16 protein-coding genes are annotated in these 18,452 nt (G+C 49.4%); 10 read left to right on the top strand and 6 right to left on the bottom strand.

Going from position 1 to position 18,452, the window contains the following annotated elements; genetic code table 11:
• Nucleotides 1-15 precede the first annotated feature (15 nt).
• The 3 genes from OEL90_RS11490 (at nt 16) to OEL90_RS11480 (ending at nt 3,304) form a co-directional block, all read left to right on the top strand.
• Nucleotides 16-1,059 (top strand): fasciclin domain-containing protein, encoded by a 1,044-nt coding sequence (locus OEL90_RS11490; RefSeq protein ID WP_300688666.1) that lies wholly within the window; start codon nt 16-18, stop codon nt 1,057-1,059.
• Nucleotides 1,060-1,075: 16 nt separating this feature from the next.
• Nucleotides 1,076-2,041 (top strand): helix-turn-helix domain-containing protein, encoded by a 966-nt coding sequence (locus OEL90_RS11485; RefSeq protein WP_291401916.1) that lies wholly within the window; start codon nt 1,076-1,078, stop codon nt 2,039-2,041.
• Nucleotides 2,042-2,260: 219 nt separating this feature from the next.
• Entirely contained in the window at nt 2,261-3,304 is a 1,044-nt protein-coding gene (locus OEL90_RS11480) for a fasciclin domain-containing protein (RefSeq protein WP_291401918.1), read from the top strand.
• Nucleotides 3,305-3,494: 190 nt separating this feature from the next.
• On the opposite strand, the gene OEL90_RS11475 is transcribed toward OEL90_RS11480, so the two are convergent.
• A complete protein-coding gene (locus OEL90_RS11475) occupies nt 3,495-4,277 on the bottom strand; it encodes a ferritin-like domain-containing protein (protein WP_291401919.1) in 783 nt (260 codons plus the stop codon).
• A gap of 298 nt (nt 4,278-4,575) precedes the next feature.
• Between OEL90_RS11475 and dpaL the strand changes: the two genes are divergently transcribed.
• The 3 genes from dpaL (at nt 4,576) to OEL90_RS11460 (ending at nt 7,839) form a co-directional block, all read left to right on the top strand.
• A complete protein-coding gene (gene dpaL, locus OEL90_RS11470; protein ID WP_414635022.1) occupies nt 4,576-5,784 on the top strand; it encodes a diaminopropionate ammonia-lyase in 1,209 nt (402 codons plus the stop codon).
• Between the two features lie 73 nt (nt 5,785-5,857).
• Nucleotides 5,858-6,820 carry a GNAT family N-acetyltransferase gene (locus OEL90_RS11465; RefSeq protein ID WP_291401923.1) on the top strand — a complete coding sequence of 321 codons (963 nt, stop codon included), beginning with the start codon at nt 5,858-5,860 and terminating at the stop codon, nt 6,818-6,820.
• 29 nt (nt 6,821-6,849) lie between these two features.
• A complete protein-coding gene (locus tag OEL90_RS11460; protein ID WP_291401925.1) occupies nt 6,850-7,839 on the top strand; it encodes a prenyltransferase/squalene oxidase repeat-containing protein in 990 nt (329 codons plus the stop codon).
• A gap of 184 nt (nt 7,840-8,023) precedes the next feature.
• Here the strand turns inward: OEL90_RS11460 and OEL90_RS11455 are convergent, their stop codons facing one another.
• Nucleotides 8,024-9,391 carry an FAD-binding oxidoreductase gene (locus OEL90_RS11455; RefSeq protein ID WP_300688664.1) on the bottom strand — a complete coding sequence of 456 codons (1,368 nt, stop codon included), beginning with the start codon at nt 9,389-9,391 and terminating at the stop codon, nt 8,024-8,026.
• Nucleotides 9,392-9,654: 263 nt separating this feature from the next.
• Here OEL90_RS11455 and OEL90_RS11450 point away from each other — a divergent pair, with 263 nt between their 5' ends.
• Nucleotides 9,655-9,948: a DUF5320 domain-containing protein gene (locus OEL90_RS11450; protein WP_291402678.1), complete on the top strand. Its 294-nt coding sequence runs from the start codon at nt 9,655-9,657 to the stop codon at nt 9,946-9,948.
• A gap of 56 nt (nt 9,949-10,004) precedes the next feature.
• Complete coding sequence (locus OEL90_RS11445; protein WP_291402676.1) at nt 10,005-10,367, top strand: DUF134 domain-containing protein; 363 nt, start codon at nt 10,005-10,007, stop codon at nt 10,365-10,367.
• A 90-nt stretch (nt 10,368-10,457) separates the two neighbouring features.
• Here the strand turns inward: OEL90_RS11445 and OEL90_RS11440 are convergent, their stop codons facing one another.
• The 4 genes from OEL90_RS11440 to OEL90_RS11425 all read right to left on the bottom strand — a co-directional run bounded on the left by OEL90_RS11440 (nt 10,458) and on the right by OEL90_RS11425 (nt 14,089).
• Nucleotides 10,458-10,616 (bottom strand): hypothetical protein, encoded by a 159-nt coding sequence (locus OEL90_RS11440; protein ID WP_291402674.1) that lies wholly within the window; start codon nt 10,614-10,616, stop codon nt 10,458-10,460.
• A gap of 187 nt (nt 10,617-10,803) precedes the next feature.
• Nucleotides 10,804-11,595 carry an ABC transporter ATP-binding protein gene (locus tag OEL90_RS11435; protein ID WP_291402672.1) on the bottom strand — a complete coding sequence of 264 codons (792 nt, stop codon included), beginning with the start codon at nt 11,593-11,595 and terminating at the stop codon, nt 10,804-10,806.
• A gap of 44 nt (nt 11,596-11,639) precedes the next feature.
• On the bottom strand, nt 11,640-12,857 hold the full coding sequence (locus OEL90_RS11430) for an ABC transporter permease (protein WP_291402670.1): 1,218 nt from the start codon (nt 12,855-12,857) through the stop codon (nt 11,640-11,642).
• Nucleotides 12,854-14,089: an efflux RND transporter periplasmic adaptor subunit gene (locus tag OEL90_RS11425; RefSeq protein ID WP_291402683.1), complete on the bottom strand. Its 1,236-nt coding sequence runs from the start codon at nt 14,087-14,089 to the stop codon at nt 12,854-12,856. Before OEL90_RS11425 ends, OEL90_RS11430 begins: the two co-directional genes overlap by 4 nt.
• 335 nt (nt 14,090-14,424) lie before the next feature.
• Here OEL90_RS11425 and malQ point away from each other — a divergent pair, with 335 nt between their 5' ends.
• Both malQ and OEL90_RS11415 read left to right on the top strand, forming a co-directional pair.
• Nucleotides 14,425-15,918 (top strand): 4-alpha-glucanotransferase, encoded by a 1,494-nt coding sequence (gene malQ, locus OEL90_RS11420; protein ID WP_330583743.1) that lies wholly within the window; start codon nt 14,425-14,427, stop codon nt 15,916-15,918.
• Between the two features lie 3 nt (nt 15,919-15,921).
• Complete coding sequence (locus OEL90_RS11415; RefSeq protein WP_291402668.1) at nt 15,922-18,288, top strand: glycogen/starch/alpha-glucan phosphorylase; 2,367 nt, start codon at nt 15,922-15,924, stop codon at nt 18,286-18,288.
• The last annotated feature ends 164 nt before the right edge of the window (nt 18,289-18,452 follow it).

Here is an 18,452-nt window from a genome sequence, read left to right as displayed (position 1 = left end):
TAGGAGGCATTTCAAATGAAAAGACTAATGAGTTTACTAATGAGTTTAGTATTGTTGATTGGCATAGGCGTACCGGCATTCTCAGCGGATCAGGACATTGTAGAAATTGCAGTGGGCAATGAAGACTTCAGCATTCTGGTAGCAGCACTTCAAAAAGCAGAACTCGTAGGCGCGCTTCAAGGCGAAGGTCCATTCACCGTCTTTGCTCCAACCAACGCAGCTTTTGAAAAACTGCTCGCTTCACTTGGCATCACAGCAGAGGACCTTTTGAATCATCCACAATTAAAAGAAGTTCTTCTCTACCACGTGGTTTCAGGTAAAGTCCTCAGCACGGATTTATCCAATGGTATGACAGCCCCAACCCTGAGCGGCGAAAACATTAAAGTTGACCTTTCAAGCGGCGTCAAAATCAACAGCTCCAGTGTCACAACGGCAGACGTTATGGCAACCAACGGCGTCATCCACATTATCGATTCAGTGCTGGTTCCATCGACTTTCAAACTGAATCCTGAGCCTGAAGTCCCTGCAACCGTCGTTGATATAGCGCTTTCCAACAGTGATTTCAGTATCCTGGTCGCAGCCCTTCAAAAAGCAGATCTCGTGGGCGCCCTTCAAGGCGAAGGACCATTCACCGTCTTTGCACCAACGAACGCAGCCTTTGAAAAACTCCTCGCGGCCCTTAACATCAGCGCATCGGATCTTCTCAACCAGCCGGATCTCGCGAAAGTTCTTCTCTACCACGTCGTTTCCGGTAAAGTGATGAGCACAGATCTTTCCAACGGACTCGAAGCAGCTACACTGAACGGTGAGAAAGTAAAATTCGACCTCAGCAGCGGCGTCAAAGTCAACCAAAGTGGTGTCACCGCAGCGGATATTGAAGCTGGCAACGGCGTCATTCACGTGATCGACACGGTACTCGTCCCTCAAAATTTCACTTATCAGGCTGTAGAAGACCACAATGACATTCCTAAGACTGGCAGCGCAGGTTTGACCCCGTTTGTCATCGCAGGTATAATGACATTAGCCGGTGCAGGCATGATGAGAAAAAGAATGAAATAGTAAAGAGGTTGATGACATGACTGATTTTGGTACCCGCCTAAAAATTGCTCGAAAAGACAAGAAAATGACGCAGAAACAACTTGCTGGGCTGCTGGGTGTTGAACAGTCAACTATTTCAAATTATGAAAAGAATTTCAGATTTCCAGTCGCCTCAGCTTTGGCGGATCTTGCTGATCAACTAGAAGTCAGTGTAGATTATCTCCTTGGCAGATCCGACTTCCAAGAATCTTACTCAACACCAGAGGCTTCTTCGGAAGTCTCTGGTTCCTTATTATCAGAGACTGAAAAAAAAGATACTGAACTTCCCTCAGAATTAGCAAGCAGCCTAAAGGCATTACAAGTGTCTTTTTTCGAACAACTCAGACAAGGTCTCTTTCAGGAAGCTACAGATTTAATTATAACGCACATGAACCCGGAGATAAATTTAATTACAATGAATGAACACGTCTTCGAGCCAACGCTCAAAATAGTGGGTGACCATTGGGAAACGGGTGAACTGAGTGTTGCGGATGAACACATGATTTCATCTGTGATAGACAAACTAATGACACGACTTGAACAGGCTGATCAAAACAGTAAGTCCCCAAATAAGCCTTATTCTGCTGCATTGATGCTTCCGGGGGCTGAAGAGCATGAATTCCCGCTTAAGATGACAGCAGAAGTATTAATACAACATGGCTGGACAACTTACTATTTCGGAAAGAGTGTTCCCGTCTCCAGCCTGGAAGAATTCTTCATGAAAAAGAAGGTTGATCTTCTCGTCTTATCTGTATCTTTGAAGCCTCACCTTAATAGCTGTGAAGCGCTGATCCGAGCTGTGAAAGCCTTAGACACTGAACTTCATCCTAAGATCATGGTCGGCGGCAGCGCAATAGATGATGCGAGTGTTGCGTTCAATCAGCTTGGAGCGGATTATTATTTTCCATCAATGCATTCGCTGGATACGGCCATGGATGATCTTGAGAAAAGTATAATGGAATAACAGAAAAAGGATGATAATGGTGTTCCCATTTTCATCCTTTTTCTGTTTCGTCAATGGGTTTGGAATCGAAAATATCACAAAATGAGATAAAAATCAAGTAATTGAGAATTAATTTCAAATAACAGTTGACAAACAACACGAAATGTGATATTTTATAGACATCAAAGGAACACCAGATAAAAAATATCACACCCAAATATAAATTAGGAGGCATTTCAAATGAAAAGACTAATGAGTTTACTAATGAGTTTAGTATTGTTGATTGGCATAGGCGTACCGGCATTCTCAGCGGATCAGGACATTGTAGAAATTGCAGTGGGCAATGAAGACTTCAGCATTCTGGTCGCAGCACTTCAAAAAGCAGAACTCGTAGGCGCGCTTCAAGGCGAAGGCCCATTCACCGTCTTTGCTCCAACCAACGCAGCTTTTGAAAAACTGCTCGCTTCACTTGGCATCACAGCAGAGGACCTTTTGAATCATCCTCAATTAAAAGAAGTTCTTCTCTACCACGTGGTTTCAGGTAAAGTCCTAAGCACGGATTTATCCAATGGTATGACAGCCCCAACCCTGAGCGGAGAAAACATTAAAGTTGACCTTTCAAGCGGCGTTAAAATCAACACCTCAAGTGTTACAACTGCAGATGTCATGGCAACCAATGGCGTCATCCACATTATCGATTCAGTCCTGGTTCCATCCACTTTTAAACTCAATCCTGAGCCTGAAGTCCCTGCAACCGTCGTTGATATAGCGCTTTCCAACAGTGATTTCAGCATCCTGGTCGCAGCTCTTCAAAAAGCGGATCTCGTGGGCGCCCTTCAAGGCGAAGGCCCATTCACCGTCTTTGCACCAACGAACGCAGCCTTTGAAAAACTCCTCGCGGCCCTCAACATCAGCGCATCGGATCTTCTCAACCAGCCGGATCTGGCGAAAGTTCTCCTCTACCACGTCGTTTCCGGTAAAGTGATGAGCACAGATCTTTCAAACGGACTCGAAGCAGCGACTCTCAACGGTGAGGCAGTAAAATTTGACCTCAGCAGCGGCGTCAAAGTCAACCAAAGCGGTGTCACCGCAGCGGACATTGAAGCTGGCAACGGCGTCATTCACGTGATCGACACGGTACTTGTCCCTCAAAACTTCACTTATCAGGCTGTAGAAGACCACAATGACATTCCTAAGACTGGCAGCGCAGGTTTGACCCCGTTTGTCATCGCAGGTATAATGACATTAGCTGGCGCAGGCATGATGAGAAAAAGAATGAAATAACAAACAGTTTGATGATACGAATAATTTTTAAGTGAAGAAGGTGTCAGACACCAGCTTCACAATATGAATAGAAAAAGTGAGTGCTTGCAGATTAAACGCAAGCACTCACTTTTTTATGGAATGGTAAAGGCTGATAGGTGTCACGGGATGGAGCAAAGAGAAATCTGTGAGTTAAGCTTCTCTCAATTGCTTATTCGAGGCAGCTGCCATTCTGGAGCCCTGTTCCAAGGCCGTTTCTCACGCCTGTGGCACGGAAGCCGCTTATGCTCTTATTGAGTCCGCCTGTGCCATTTGAAGCGCCATTCCCAAAGGCATTGCCGCTGCCTAGACCATTGCCGCTGCCAAGACCATTACCGCGACCGGTTTCGGAATTGCCGTTGCCACCTTTGAAGAAGTTGCCATTTCTGGCTTGTACTCCTGCCTGACCGGAAGCTGCGCCAACCGCCGCACCGCTGGAAGCTCTGTCATCCGCACGTTCAAAGGCTTTGAGGTGGTTCTCGCTGCCATTCATCAGCGCGGTGAAGATGGCTTTGACGTCGGCAGGAAGGTCTGGGTCTGCCAGGAATTTTTCATACATTGCAATGTTGGCGACCTCTGCTTCGACCCCTATACTGTAGATTTCAGCCAGGGTATCCGGAATAACCAAGTGCTCAGAAGCAGTATTCGCAGGCACCGCTATATCATATTTTTCGAAGAGTGGCAGCAATGCACTGATATGTTGGGTTTCAGCTTTCATAATATTGGAGAATGGTCTGGTCACATCATATTCCGCCATGATCTTTTCGTATTCAGCTTTGGCGAGATACTCATCCTCAATAGCGTAGTTCAGCATGTCTTCCAGCGTGTAGTCCTGATCTGCGGCGGCCCCCACATGGCCAAAGTCTGAGGTGCCGGCGAAAGCGGAAAGCGGCGAAAAGATCATTGAGAGGGTAAGGACCGCAGGGATTACCTTTTTCATTTTGTCAGTTGTCATTTTAATTACCTCCAAGTGTAAGTGTGTGAGCCTTCGCTCTTTTAGTTTTGACTCGCGTGTTTCTTGGATCTTTGTTTCTTGAGGACATCATACCGCTCAAATGTAAAGGAATTTTGAGGATGTTCTACATAGTTTGAAGAAAAACAAATAACCGTTATAATGAAAGTAGTAAAAAAACTTTCGCCGATTGAACTGAACAAACCCAATCCAAACCAGAACGCTTCAATCTATAATTCAATCTAAGATTCAAACCATAATTCAAACCAAAAGGAGCATGAAGATGGCCAGCAAACTTACTATGACCTTTGTCAAAAATCCAAATGCAAGAAACAATAGCGAAAGCAAAACAAACCCTGACTTTATAGGCACAGAAGTCACAGCCAAGGTCCGCGCCTTTCATAAAAGCTTCCCTGAATATGCGCCAACACCCCTTCAAAACCTGGAAGCCCTTGCTAAAGCCTATGGCGTCGAGGCCATCTGGGTCAAGGACGAATCCTACCGCTTTGGTCTCAATGCTTTTAAAGTCCTGGGCGGCTCCTACGCTATAGGAAAATACCTGGCGGAGCGCCTTGATACCCCCCTTGAGGACCTCTCCTTTGAGAAGCTGAAATCCAAGGAAATGAAAGAAAAAATGGGTGAGATCACCTTTGTCACAGCCACAGACGGCAACCACGGCCGCGGAATTGCCTGGGCTGCCAGAGAGCTGGGTCAGAAGGCGGTAGTCTATATGCCGAAGGGCTCCTCCCAAATCCGGCTGGAAAATATTCAAAACGAAGGCGCGGAGGCTTCCATCACTGACCTCAATTATGACGACGCCGTCCGACTGGCAAACCGCTATGCTGAGGATCATAACGGCGTCCTCGTCCAGGACAGCTCCTGGGAAGGCTATATGGACATTCCAACCTGGATCATGCAAGGCTACGCGACTCTGGTGGACGAGGCGGTGGAACAGATCAAGGCCCTGGGCTACGAACGGCCAACCCACGTGTTCCTGCAGGCAGGCGTTGGCTCTTTCGCCGGCAGCATGCTGGGCTATCTGGTCTCGGCCTTTGGCGACAACTACCCCGTCACTGTGGTGGTCGAGCCCGACGAGGCGGCGTGTCTGTTTAAATCCATGAAAATTGCGGACGGCGAGCCTCATGCGGTCACGGGGGACATGCCTACCATCATGGCCGGTCTGGCTTGTGGCGAACCTAGCCTGGTCGCCTGGGGTGTTCTCAGAGATTATGCCGATGGTTACCTTTCCTGCCCCGACGCCGTCGCAGCCAAAGGGATGAGAATCCTAGGGAACCCTCTGAAAAACGATCCTCAGGTCATTTCCGGGGAATCCGGCGCCGTAGGCATGGGCGTTCTGAGTTTACTGACACAGGATTCGGAATACGAAGACCTGGCCAAACAACTCAAACTGGACGAAAATTCGAAAATCCTGATCATCAGCACAGAAGGAGATACAGATCCCGAAAATTACAGAAGCATTGTTTGGGACGGCGCTTATCCTACGTTTTAATCTCATTTCAACTGTCGATAATCAGACTTCATACGACTTTTTTACAACTTCACCTATAACCGGGGGTGCTCCAGTGGCAGATCCATCCAATTTGACCTTTGTCATCAAACCGTTCCTCTCAGAGTCAGAGGTAGAACAAGTTAAGGCACTCGAAGAAACTTGCGTCAATTTTGATCACGCAGCTTTAAAGCTTGAACTGGATTACAAGCTCTGCGTGGCTAAAAGTGTAAATTTTCAAGGGGAAGAAATGAATGAGTTCCTTTGCTATGATAACAGTCGTTTAGTCGGCTATGTTGGCGTATTGAGTTTTGGAGGGTCGGAGCCTGAAGTCTGCGGTATGGTAGATCCGCAGTATCGCAGGCAAGGCATTTTCGATGGGCTGATGGAGCTGGTCAAAATTGAGCGTTCGAAACGTCAATTGCCGTCAATGCTGATTTTGACCGATCGCACCTCAAATGCCGGTCAAGCCTTTGTAAAGACGCTGGATCCAATACTTGAACATACCGAATATGAAATGTTCCTAAAACTGCCGTGGGAGATCAGACTGACGGACGACATGAAAAAAGGCATACGGCTTCGCAAAGCGACCAATCAGGACGCGGATGAAGTGACAAGGCAAAATGCGATCTATTTCGAACAGGAGGGGAAGGCGTCAGAAGGACAGCCGGGGTCAGACTCCGGAGATGCTGAAGCCTCTGAAGTCGCTTCAGAGAGGCGTATTATGCCAGAAGAGGAAGAAGAGCGGGGCATGACTATTTATTTGGCGGAGGTTGGGGATCGAACGACCATCGGCAAAATTCATTTGGATTTTAGGATTGGGCAGGGCGGGATTTTTGGACTGGGAATCCTGCCGGAGCATCGCAACAAAGGTTATGGACGGGCGCTGCTGCTTTCCGGGATTGAGGTCCTGCTTCAGGAAGGCGCGGAGGAGGTCTACCTGCAGGTGAACGCGGTCAACGAAAACGCGCTGAAACTTTATGTGTCCTGCGGCTTTGAGGTAACGTCGACCATGGACTATTACAGGCTTAAGCTGTAATCCGGTGTAACGCATTGGGGGAGTGTTCGGTGGACAAGCAGGTTTTGGATTGGCTTTTGGAAGAGAAGGATCCGTCTGTCAGATTTATGACGCTGACGACTTGGCTTGGTCTGGCGCCGGATGCAGAGGAGGTCGTCAAGGCACGGGCTGCGGTAATGGCCTCGGGACCGGTTCATGAGCTGCTGGCGCAGCAGAACGAGGACGGCTCATGGGGTGAGGTTAATCGATTTTACAGAGACAAATACCAGGGCGCTGTCTGGTCGCTGCTGCTCCTCGCCGAGCTGGGGGCGGATCCGGCTGATCCCCGGGTGAGAAGAGCGTGTGAGTTCGTGCTTGGTGTGTCACAAGAGCCTGAAGAGGGCGGATTTTCCTATGACCGCAGCGCCAAAACCGGCCACGGACTCTACAGCGGCGTCGTTCCCTGCCTGACGGGCAACATGGTTTACGCGCTGATCAAGCTGGGCTATCTTGAGGATCCTCGCGTGCAGCAGGCCATAGACTGGATCTGCCGCTATCAGCGGACGGATGACGCTGAGGGCGCGCCGCCGAAGGGAAAACCCTATGACCGCTACGATATGTGCTGGGGAATCCATTCGTGCCATATGGGGGTCGCCAAGACGTTCAAGGCGCTGGTATCTATCCCTGAGCACAGGCGAAATGAGTCGGTCCAGAGGCAGCTTAAGGCCATGGAGGACTATTTTTTGAAGCACCATCTCTACAAAAAAAGCCATGACCTCTCGCAGATTGCCCGTCCCGGCTGGCTGAGGCCTGGATTTCCGCTGATGTATCAGACGGATGTGTTTGAATTATTGGGCCTTTTCGCGGAGCTGAATGTCTATGATCCGAGGCTTAACGACGGGATCCGGATCCTCAAAGATAAACAGCTGGCCGATGGTCTCTGGAAACTGGAAAATTCCTTCAACGGTAAAATGCGGGTGACCATAGAGAAGAAGGGGAAGCCGTCGAAATGGCTGACTTTGAAAGCCTATAGGATTCTGAGGGCGTTTGAAGGCTGCTGAAAGTAGTTTTAGACTTGTAAAATCAATGATGCATTAAAATCTAAATTGGACAAAAGTAAAGGAAGCTGCGGGCAATCACGAAGTCTAACGTTGACTATCGGATTGCCTTCAGCTTCCTTTTTTATCTTAAGCGTCGTCATTGTCAGACCTCATTGTCCTCAAACATAAAAGGCAGGGTCACCCCCTACCTTTTCACGCACATCTTATCATACAGGTTCCGGAAAATATTGTCCGGATCGGTTTGCGCCTTGACCCGGTCATAATTATCCTTGTTCCATATCCCCCAAAATTCTTGCTTTGAATAAAAATTGGTCGAAATCAGCGTCTTTATTGCATAAAGATCCATCAACTTCTTTTCAATGATCTCGTAATAATGGTCCGGATTCGATTTGTTCATCCCATATAAAGCGATGTCCAGGAAAAGCTCGTCATCAATGTTTGAAAGGAAATCCTCCGACAGCCACTCATATTTCCGGACGACTTTGTAGGGTACGCACCACAGCGGAAAATGATTTACTTCCCGGATGTACCAATCCATGAATTCGTCCATTCGCGAATAAGGGATAAATGTATCCACTGTAACCGGGAAAAGCCTTGCGGGAATGACCCTTCTGAATTTGCTGGCCAAAATCAAGGTGTTCGTGGAATTTATAATCTTGCCAAACAACAGTCGCCCAGGCAAAGACTTTGGACGGACGTTGGTAACCCCATTATTGTATCTGAAAAAGTAATCCTCTGTTTTGAGGTAGTCCTCCCTGCGCTTTGCCGTGCTCAAGTAGTAAATGCGCAAATAGTCATAGCTGTGGGTGTAAGGCGCTACGTCCACAAAATTCCCCGCGCTGAGGACATAGAGCTCCGGCGAATGGATGATGCCATCCATGAAATCGATGTCCCGTTCCTTGTAGTGGTTCCAGATCGCCGACTTGTAAGCCTCCAGACTAGTGTATTTTTCGTAGGTCACTTTCACGAAAAGTTTGGCCGGAATGAGCCTGAATTTGATGCGTGTGATGATGCCAAGCGTCCCGAATGTACCATGAACCATTTGAAAAATCAACTGGTGCGCGTTGTCTGGCGTGCAGATCAAGACGTCCCCCTTCGCGGTGACCACTTCGTATTCAAGACAATTGTCGTGGAAGCCCCCGAATTTATAGGACATGGACTCTAACGAGCAGCCCGAAACTGCTCCGCCGATGGTTATAGTCCTCAACTCCGGCACCACCACCGGCACCAGACTATATTTCAACGTTTCGACGACAATCTTCTCAAAAGTGACCCCCGGCTCAGCGATGCAGTATTGATGGTTTGTATTGATTTCAAGGATCTCATTGAGGTCGCTGATGTCGAGCTTTTCAGTGGCCTCCTTCTTTTGTCCTGCCTTAGGCACTTGATGCGACACGGCTTTTTTCTTCAAGGACAATGGCGCAGCAGTGTTTCGGGTTTTAAGTTGAGTGGCGATTCTGTTGACTTTCATATCATGACGGTTCATTGATATAGTTGTTGAATCGTTCTTAGTCTTGGCCTTACTATTAATCAAAGTCTTGATTGTGGTCATAAATGATCCCCCGCTTTCTGATCACCTCTATCAATTGGTTTGCGAAAACCTGAACATGAAATTTTGGGATGTTCAATCTGGCGGATTAAACTCCCTTTTAAAGCCATATACCCACCTATCAGATATGGACTAACAAAATCGCATAATAAATGAACATGATCTACAGTAGAAAATTGCAGAGATGTAATTGACATATGTCATAAATGGTGTATAATTAAATTGAAAGCAACATATGTCACAAACTATGAAAGGAGAAGATGAAAATGCCAGGAAGAGATGGTACAGGTCCAATAGGTGCAGGCGCAATGACAGGCAGAGGTTTTGGAGGCAGCTTTGCCGGTGCTGGCAAAGGCATGGGTTTTGGAAGAAGTATGGGTTTTGGCTTCGCCAGAGGCATGGGCCGTGGGATAGGCTGCAGAAGAGGCTTTGGGAGATTTTTTGTGGATTATGGGACAGATGAGCCGCTGTTCGCAGCTTCAGAGAAAGAAATTTTAGCGGAACAAAAGAAAATTCTTGAAGCGCAACTTGACGCCATCAACAAAAAAATGCAAGAATAATAAAAGCGAAGGCGTTAGAAATTGCTGTTTTAGATCATGAAAACCGGGGTGAAAAAATGCCAAGACCAATGAAATGGAGAAAAGTCTGCAGTATGCCAGAGAACACAAGCTTCGGCCCAATGGACTCAGACCAGCGGGAAGACGTCGTCATTATGACTGTAGATGAATATGAAACGATTCGTTTAATTGATCTGGTGGGCTTCACCCAGGAGGAATGTGCCAAGCACATGAATGTCGCAAGGACTACCGTTCAGGGAATCTATACCAGTGCGAGGCATAAGCTGGCACAGTCGCTGGTCAATGGCGTCATATTGAGGATTGAAGGCGGCGAATACAGGCTTTGTGATAAAGATGAAATACAATGTGGCCCTGGCTGCCATAAGCGCCGTCAAAGACGCGGCGGGACAGTAAATTTTTAAAAATGACAAATAAAAAAAGACGACTCCTTTATATTGAAGGGTCGTCTTTTTTGTCGATCTGATGTGCTAAATTGCTAAATGGCACTAATTTTATTTGCTGATTGGACCGCCGGATTTGGTATTGTGAAAGCCTTTTGTGTTGGCGTGCTGTCCGTGGGTTTTCCCAGGATGTTGAGGGCTGCTGTGCTGCTCTTTCTTTTTCTTTTCCTCGAGGAATTGCTTCATCTTTTCAAGGTCTTTTTCTGACATAGTAACAACTCCTTTCCACTAGAAAGTCAGGGTTAATGACAACTTCCTGTGGCATAATCATACGCCTGAATGACGCTTGTGACAATAGGTCATTAGAAAATTTCAAAACGGAAGTCGGAATGGAAGCGGGTGTCAGCGGCTAGCGCCTATCAACCCCCGCTTCTACTTCGACTTTTTAACAAGTTCTTCATAGCAGCAGCGCTGTGGCGCCGTCAGTTTCCAAATCGCGGTTGCAGTAGCGGCAATATTTTGGCGCAATTTCCTTCCAAACAGCGTCGTTGTCCATGGCAGCTGCCGGATAATCCCTTGTAATCAGACCGTCCTTCATCTCAATGATGCGGTCGGACTTAGCGGCAATGTGGTCGTTATGCGTGACGACAACAAAGGCGGTATTTAAAGTGGCATTGATATTGCGCATCAGATCGTAAACCTGCTCTGTGGTCTCGGAGTCGAGATTGCCTGTTGGCTCATCCGCCAGGATCAGCTGAGGCTGATTGATCAAGGCTCTAGCGATAGCGACCCGTTGCTGCTGGCCGCCGGACAACGCGGTTGCCTTATTGTTGATGCGGTCTTTGAGTCCAACCAGCTCCAAAAGCTCTTTCGCCCGGGACGCCATTTTCATACTGCCATTTTTGGACTGGATCCAGGTCGGCATGAGGACGTTTTCGAGGGCACTAAATTCCGGCAGCAAATGATGGAACTGAAAGATGAATCCTAAATTACGGTTTCTGAAAATGGCCAGCTGCTCATCGCTCATCTTAGTGATGTCTTCACCCAAGAGGCGCAGCGTTCCGCTGGTAGGACGGTCCAGTGTGCCAAGAATGTTGAGAAGTGTTGTTTTGCCTGAACCGGAGTAGCCAATTATACTTGAAAATTCACCGGAATTTATAGTCAGGTTAACACCCTTTAGGGCGTGGGTTTTAACGACGGTGCCATAGACCATGGTCAATTCACTGGCTTCGAGAAGTGGGGATGCCATAGGAATCGCTCCTTTACTGTGCAGAGTAGTGCTCATTTATACTATCAACCCCTGATAACGTCTATAGGGTTCAAACTGGCCGAACGCCTTGCAGGAAACAGCGCCGATACAATGCTGGCCACCGTGGCAATAGCAATGATCGTTCCAGCCGCTGCCGGGTCAAACTCCAAAGGAAACAGCGCTTCCCCGGTCTGAATGGAGGTGCCCCAAAGGAAGGCTTGTGTCAGGGCATAGCCCATGCCGCTGCCTAAAACAGAGCCGAGCAGCCCCAGTATGCCACCTTGGAATAGGAAGATTCTGCTCGCGCTGGCGCTCGAGGTACCCATGGCTTTCAGGATGCCAATCTGCTTTGACTTTTGTACGACAGACACCGCCAGAACGCTGGCTATGCCAAGGGTAATCGCTAAAAGAACGAAGGCCTGAATCGTCAGCGACGAGCTGCTTTGGCTGGTGAGGGCAGACAACAGGCTGGCGTTCTGAACCTTCCAGTTCTCTGATTTAATGCCTATAAATTGCTTCTCGTAAGCTTCTGCAAGCAGGTCTGCCGCGAAAACATCCTCAACCTGAACCTCGACGCGGCTGATATCATCCCCAAAGCCCAGAAGTCTCTGAGCCCGGGACAAGGACATAAACAGCCAGGTCTCGTTGAGGCTGTTGTTTCCAAGATCGAAGATTCCGGCCACCGTCAGACTTTGGCGCTGACCGCCGGGGAGTTCCAGGGTAAAGGTATCTCCTGTCTCAAGCAGCGCTTCTGCGGCTAAGGACGTCCCTATGAGCACTTGATCCCCTTCGACGACATAAGTCCCTGCGCTCAGTTTGCTTTTAAGTTCGTAGATTTCGTTTGCTCGCTCAGGCTCAATACCGCGAACGAGTATAGGCCAACGTTCCCCGCTCTTCAAGAGAAACCCGCTGCCTTCAGCGACCGGAGAAACTGCTGTCGTCTCGGTCGCCTGATCCAAGGTCGCCAAAAGGGGCCGCCAATTGTCCAGCGTCTTTTCCTGACGGGAAAAATTCCCGGCACTGGAAGCGACAAAACCGTTTGCCGAACTGAGACCACTGGCATCAGCAGTCTCTGCCGCTGAAAATGTCATGTGCGGGCTCGAGCCTACGGTGCCATTGACCAGGTCCTTTTGCAGTCCGCTGATCAGGGTGCCCAGAAAAATCTGAACAGCGACCCCAATGGCTATGCCCAGCAGAATGAACGTCGTCTGTCCTCGCCCGTCTTTGAGAAAACGAAGGGCAATTTTCAGCTCGAACATCATGGCGTCTCACCCGTCTTGTCATCTTCAGCGGTTGTGTTGGCGCCGCCACCATCGGCTAAAATCACTTCGTCGCCGGGCGCCAGCTCGGAAGCCGGATCCAGCACCGCTTCACCGACACTCAAGCCTTCGAGCACCAGATAATCCGAAAGGCCAACCGCTTCGAGCTTCACCGGTTTGCTGGCAACGCGGCCATCCTGCTCGACGAGCACCTCAGATGCTTCGGCATTCCATAAAGCCTGGGCCGGCAGAATAATGGCGGCCGGCAAGGTGCGAATGACAATTTCAACCTGGACGGACAAATTTTCAATAAGAAAATCAGCTGACGACGCCAGCTTGATCTGAATCTTAACAGTTCCGGTGGCGTCCTCCACTTTTGGAAGTATTTTTGAGACCTCGGCCTCAACGGCCTTCGATGGATAGCTTTCAGGCCACACCAGGACCCGCTGGCCAATCTCGATCAATCCCACTTTTCGCTCCTCAAGCTCAATCTCAGCGTAGTAGCTGGAAGGATCAATCAAAGTTACAAGCGTCGTGCCCGCCTGGACATATTCGCCGGGTTCGCGAAGACGCTCAAGAACCGTGCCGGAGAAGGGTGCAGTGACAGCATATTTCTGCCGCTGATTTTTGGCGGTCTCCAGGGCTTCAAGGGCTTGACTGACGCCGGCCGCAGCTTCAGAAACAGAAGCGCCTCCGGAAGCGTAAGCGTTGGCAGAGGCTTTTGCTGAGGCGATTTTTGACAATTGAAGGGTAATCTGGTGTTCCAAATCGTCCACAGCGGTTTTAGCCACGGCGCCGCTCTCAAATAAAACATTGGTATCTTCGAGCTGCTTATTTAGCTGTTCAAGCGCCGCCTCAAGCTGTATGACGGTTTCCTGTGCGGTAGGGAGGGATACCTCGGTGACGGCGCGGTAGCGGGCCCGTGCAGCGCTTAAAGCCGCCTGACGCTCCTGGATGCTGCGTTCGACATCACTGCCGTCCAGCGAGAAAAGCGTCTGACCCTCTGCTACGGCATCACCCACATTCAACGAGAAATTGCTCAAGGTTCCTGAAACTTCTGACTTAATCTCAATTTTTCGGGCCGCCAGAATCTTCCCTGACGCAGTCACCGTTTGCGTAAAAGGCTGTTCCTGGACTACCCAGTAATCCGCCAGTGGCTCACTTCGACCATTCCAAAATACAAATACGGCTGCGGCTGCGGCTATGACAACGCCTGCCAGGATCCATTTCTTCATCTTCAACTGGAACACCCCTTGACACTCTATAGTTTATGATAAAACATATATAACAAAATCAAAATTGAAATGATAACAACAAGAATATTATACCCATAAACCAAGCTGAGAAAACAACTGGATCTGTCCAAAAAAATAATATTTTATTTTGCCGATGGTCACCATTCACCACCACGTTCCATAACCTTCTGATGTACATATATACCCGTGAATTTCTAAATGCTGACAATTAATTATCAACGCAACAGAATCTGTGACGCTTCAAAATAGTTGGGTAGAAATGAATAACTTGACCTTGCATTAACAAAATCGCAACTCAAATCACACCACAAGAGGTGAACATCATGACAAAGCGCTCCAGCGGTATACTGTTACCCATCTTTTCGCTGCCGGGACCTTATGGCATAGGAGACTTTGGTAAATCCGCCTATAATTTCGTCGACTTTCTTGAAGCGGCGGGTCAAAAAAACTGGCAAATTCTGCCCCTCGGCGTCACAAGCTACGGGGATTCTCCCTACCAGTGCCTGTCGGCTTTTGCTGGAAACCCCTATTTTATTGATCTGAAAACCTTTGTTGAATTGGGTTATCTCTCAAAATTTGAGGTTTCCAAAGCCAGACTGGAGAAAGAGTCGAAGCCTATCGACTATGGTCATCTGTTCAAGGCTAAGATGGGGCTTCTAAAAAAGGCTTATAAAAGAGCCGAAAGCACTATGGAGGAGACTTTGACAGACTATTTGAAGGAGCAGGGAGAATGGCTCCGTTACTTCGCGCTCTACATGGCCATCAAAGATTTTCAGTCCGACAAAGCCTGGTCAGACTGGGACCGGGAATACAGACACGTAGGCTCGCCCGAGGTCCTGGCATTTGAAGCAGCTTACCAGGAGGAAATCAAGTTTTGGGTGTTCACTCAATACTTCTTTGAGATGCAGTGGCAGCGACTGAAGCACTATGCCAATCAAAAGGGCGTTAGCATCATTGGCGACCTGCCCATTTATGTCGCGGAGGACAGTGCGGATGTTTGGGCCAGACCAGACTATTTCAAGCTGGGAACGGATCACAAACCCCTGACCGTGGCCGGAGTACCGCCGGATGCCTTTTCGGAGACCGGACAGCTTTGGGGGAATCCTATCTATAACTGGAAGCAAATGAAGCAGGATGGCTACCGGTGGTGGATTGAGCGAATCCGACACAGCTTCACCAGGTACGACGCACTCAGAATCGATCATTTCAGGGGCTTTGAAGCCTACTGGGAGGTCGAGTATGGCGCGGAAACCGCCGCTGCGGGCAAGTGGGTGAAAGGACCAGGCCTCGCCCTGTTCAAAGCGATTCACAAAGCCCTGGGGCCACTGAACATTATTGCCGAGGACCTTGGCTATCTCACCCCCGAGGTGAAGCAATTGATTGAAGCGACGGGGTATCCCGGCATGAAGGTCCTGCAGTTCGCCTTTGATCCGGAGGTCGAAAGCTTCTATCTGCCGCATCACCTCACGCAGAATGCCGTCATCTACACCGGGACCCACGACAACGAGACCATTTCCGGGTGGCTGGACAATATCCCGAAGAAGGAATTTAGGAAGGCAGTCAATTATCTGAAGCTGAATTATGATGAAGGCCTGAACTGGGGCATGATCCGGGGGGCGTGGAGTTCGACGGCGAACCTTGCCGTCGCGCCTATACAGGACTTTTTGGATCTCGATAATTCTGCGAGGATTAATGTGCCCTCGACCATCGGCAACAACTGGACCTGGCGCCTGGAGGAATCCGCGCTGACGCCGGCCCTGGCCGAAAGAATCCGCGGGCTGACACAGCTTTATGGGAGGGATCGGTAGGTTATGGACGATTTGAGAGAGAGGACTTACGTCTGGGCATTAACCACCTTTGGCAAGGATTTTGAGCGTTGTCACCCGAAGGAACAATACATCGCGCTGTCGAAAGCGCTGATGCAGGATCTCGTGCCGCGGTGGCAGGCGTCGGAGAAAAAATTTGAGGGATTAAAGCATGCCAGCTACCTGTCTGCGGAGTACCTGATGGGGCGGGCCCTCGGCAACAATCTGATCAATTTGAGACAGCATGGGGAAGTGGCAGCGCAGCTGGAGGCCCTCGGGATCGACCTAAATGCCGTCGAGCAGGCAGAACCGGACGCGGGGCTTGGCAATGGCGGTCTGGGACGGCTCGCGGCATGCTTTCTCGACTCGGCGGCGACCCACGGCTATCCGCTGAACGGCTACGGCATCCGCTACGAGTTTGGCATTTTCAAGCAGCGGTTTGTGGAGGGTTTTCAGGTCGAAGAGGCGGACAACTGGCTGGAATATGGCGATCCCTGGTCCATTCGCCGCGCAGATGAAGCAGTCACCGTGGGTTTTGCCGATGGTGACGTCAAGGCCATCCCCTACGACACGCCCATAGTGGGTTACGGCGGGGAAACGATCAATACCTTGCGGCTATGGAAGGCAGAGCCTCTCCAGCCCTTTGATTTTGAGCAGTTCAATCTGCAGAACTATGACCGTGCGGTACGTGAGAAAAATCACGCGGAAACCATCACCAAAGTCCTGTATCCCAACGATTCCAACGACAAAGGCAAGCTGCTCAGGCTCAGGCAGCAATATTTCTTCGTGTCGGCGTCCCTTCAGGATTTAATGAGAAGGCACAAGGCAGTTTATGGAGATTTTGAACGGTTTGCAGAGCTGAATGCCATTCAGCTGAACGACACCCACCCTGCGGTGGCGATTCCTGAGATGATGCGGCTGCTAACGTCAGTAGAGGGCGTGTCATGGAATAAGTCTTGGAAGATTGTCACGAAGACCTTTGCCTATACCAATCACACCATTTTGGCGGAGGCTCTGGAGACCTGGGATATCAAGCTTTATAAGAAGCTTCTGCCGGCGGTTTACAGTGTGATCCTGAAGATCAACGAACAGCTTCTAAGGGAGCTGAAAGGGCTAGGGGTGCCGCTGGAGGACGTGTCGAAGTATGAGATCATCCATGACAGACGCGTCCGGATGGCGTTTTTGTCAATTTACGGTTCATTTTCTGTTAACGGCGTCGCCCAGCTGCACACGGGACTTTTAATTAACAGCGAACTGAAGGACTGGTATAAGCTGTATCCCGAGAGGTTCAACAACAAGACCAACGGGATTACCCAGCGGCGGTGGCTGCTGAAGGCGAATCCGGAGCTGTCGGATTTCATCACTGAGCTGCTCGGGTCTGACCGCTGGATCACGCATTTGGATGAACTGAGGAAGCTGGAGGCCTTTGCGGACGATCCGGCAGTGCTGGAGCGGTTTTTAGAGATCAAGCAGCTGAAGAAAAACCAGCTGGCAGCCTACATTTTGGAGCATGAGGGTGTTGAAATTGACACTTACTCTATTTATGACATCCAGATCAAGCGGCTGCACGAATACAAGCGGCAGCTGCTGAATGCGTTTCAAATTCTGGATTTGTACTATAGGTTGAAGAAGGACAAGTCTATGAAGATTGTACCGCGGACCTTTATCTTTGGCGCCAAGGCAGCCCCGGGCTATTTGAGGGCTAAGGGCATCATCAAGTTTATCCAGGAGGTTAAAGCCCTTGTCAACGGGGATCCGGAGATGGCGGGCAAGCTCAAGGTTGTCTTTGTCGAGAATTACGACGTCTCTTATGGTGAGATGCTCTTCCCGGCAGCGGACGTGTCTGAGCAGACCTCAACAGCAGGTAAGGAAGCGTCCGGAACCGGCAATATGAAATTCATGCTGAATGGCGCGCCAACCCTGGGCACTTATGATGGCGCGAACATTGAAATTGTCGAAGAGGCGGGAGAAGAGAACAACTTCATCTTTGGCCTCAGAGTCGAGGAAATCGAGCGGATCAAGGCCACCTATAAGCCATCCGGGGAATTCCGGAAGACCAAAGGCTTGAAGAAAGTGGTGGATTCCCTGGTGGACGGCACTTTCAGCGATGGCGGCACCGGCATTTTTAAGGAACTTCATGACGCGCTGCTGTTGGGCGCGGATTGGCATTCACCGGATGTCTTCATGATCTTGAAAGACTTTGCAAGTTACAGAGAGGCACAGCAGAAGGTCAACGATGCCTACCTGGACCGTATGGCCTGGGCGAGGAAGTGCTGGATGAATATAGCTGGCGCCGGAAAGTTTTCGTCAGATCGGACGATTAAGGAGTATGCGGAAGACATTTGGAAGGCTAACAGCGTTTATTCGCGATAGCTAACAGCCGTGCATAAACAAAGGCTGCACCGTGCGAAAGAGAGCTTGCTCTCTGAAGTGCGGTGCTGCCTTTGTTTATATAGGGCGCAGCCCGCGACCGAAGCGCAGCGCAGCGGAGCGAGGTGCACGGCTGGTAGTGTGAGGTGAAAATTAGGCTCAGTTAA

Origin of the sequence: Acidaminobacter sp. (assembly GCF_030247605.1) — a bacterium.
Classification (GTDB): Bacteria; Bacillota; Clostridia; order Peptostreptococcales; family Acidaminobacteraceae; genus Acidaminobacter.
Note: the sequence above shows the minus strand (reverse complement) of the source record. Positions and strands in the feature narration are given on the sequence as shown.

Excerpts from the sequence above, each read along its gene's own strand:
- OEL90_RS11435 (WP_291402672.1), bottom strand. The coding sequence starts at position 11,595 with ATGGCATCCCCACTTCTCGAAGCCAGTGAATTGACCATGGTCTATGGC.
- OEL90_RS11480 (WP_291401918.1), top strand. The coding sequence starts at position 2,261 with ATGAAAAGACTAATGAGTTTACTAATGAGTTTAGTATTGTTGATTGGC.
- OEL90_RS11430 (WP_291402670.1), bottom strand. The coding sequence starts at position 12,857 with ATGATGTTCGAGCTGAAAATTGCCCTTCGTTTTCTCAAAGACGGGCGA.
- OEL90_RS11475 (WP_291401919.1), bottom strand. The coding sequence starts at position 4,277 with ATGACAACTGACAAAATGAAAAAGGTAATCCCTGCGGTCCTTACCCTC.
- OEL90_RS11445 (WP_291402676.1), top strand. The coding sequence starts at position 10,005 with ATGCCAAGACCAATGAAATGGAGAAAAGTCTGCAGTATGCCAGAGAAC.
- OEL90_RS11415 (WP_291402668.1), top strand. The coding sequence starts at position 15,922 with ATGGACGATTTGAGAGAGAGGACTTACGTCTGGGCATTAACCACCTTT.
- OEL90_RS11425 (WP_291402683.1), bottom strand. The coding sequence starts at position 14,089 with ATGAAGAAATGGATCCTGGCAGGCGTTGTCATAGCCGCAGCCGCAGCC.
- OEL90_RS11440 (WP_291402674.1), bottom strand. The coding sequence starts at position 10,616 with ATGTCAGAAAAAGACCTTGAAAAGATGAAGCAATTCCTCGAGGAAAAG.
- OEL90_RS11450 (WP_291402678.1), top strand. The coding sequence starts at position 9,655 with ATGCCAGGAAGAGATGGTACAGGTCCAATAGGTGCAGGCGCAATGACA.
- OEL90_RS11455 (WP_300688664.1), bottom strand. The coding sequence starts at position 9,391 with ATGACCACAATCAAGACTTTGATTAATAGTAAGGCCAAGACTAAGAAC.
- OEL90_RS11485 (WP_291401916.1), top strand. The coding sequence starts at position 1,076 with ATGACTGATTTTGGTACCCGCCTAAAAATTGCTCGAAAAGACAAGAAA.
- OEL90_RS11490 (WP_300688666.1), top strand. The coding sequence starts at position 16 with ATGAAAAGACTAATGAGTTTACTAATGAGTTTAGTATTGTTGATTGGC.
- dpaL (WP_414635022.1), top strand. The coding sequence starts at position 4,576 with ATGACCTTTGTCAAAAATCCAAATGCAAGAAACAATAGCGAAAGCAAA.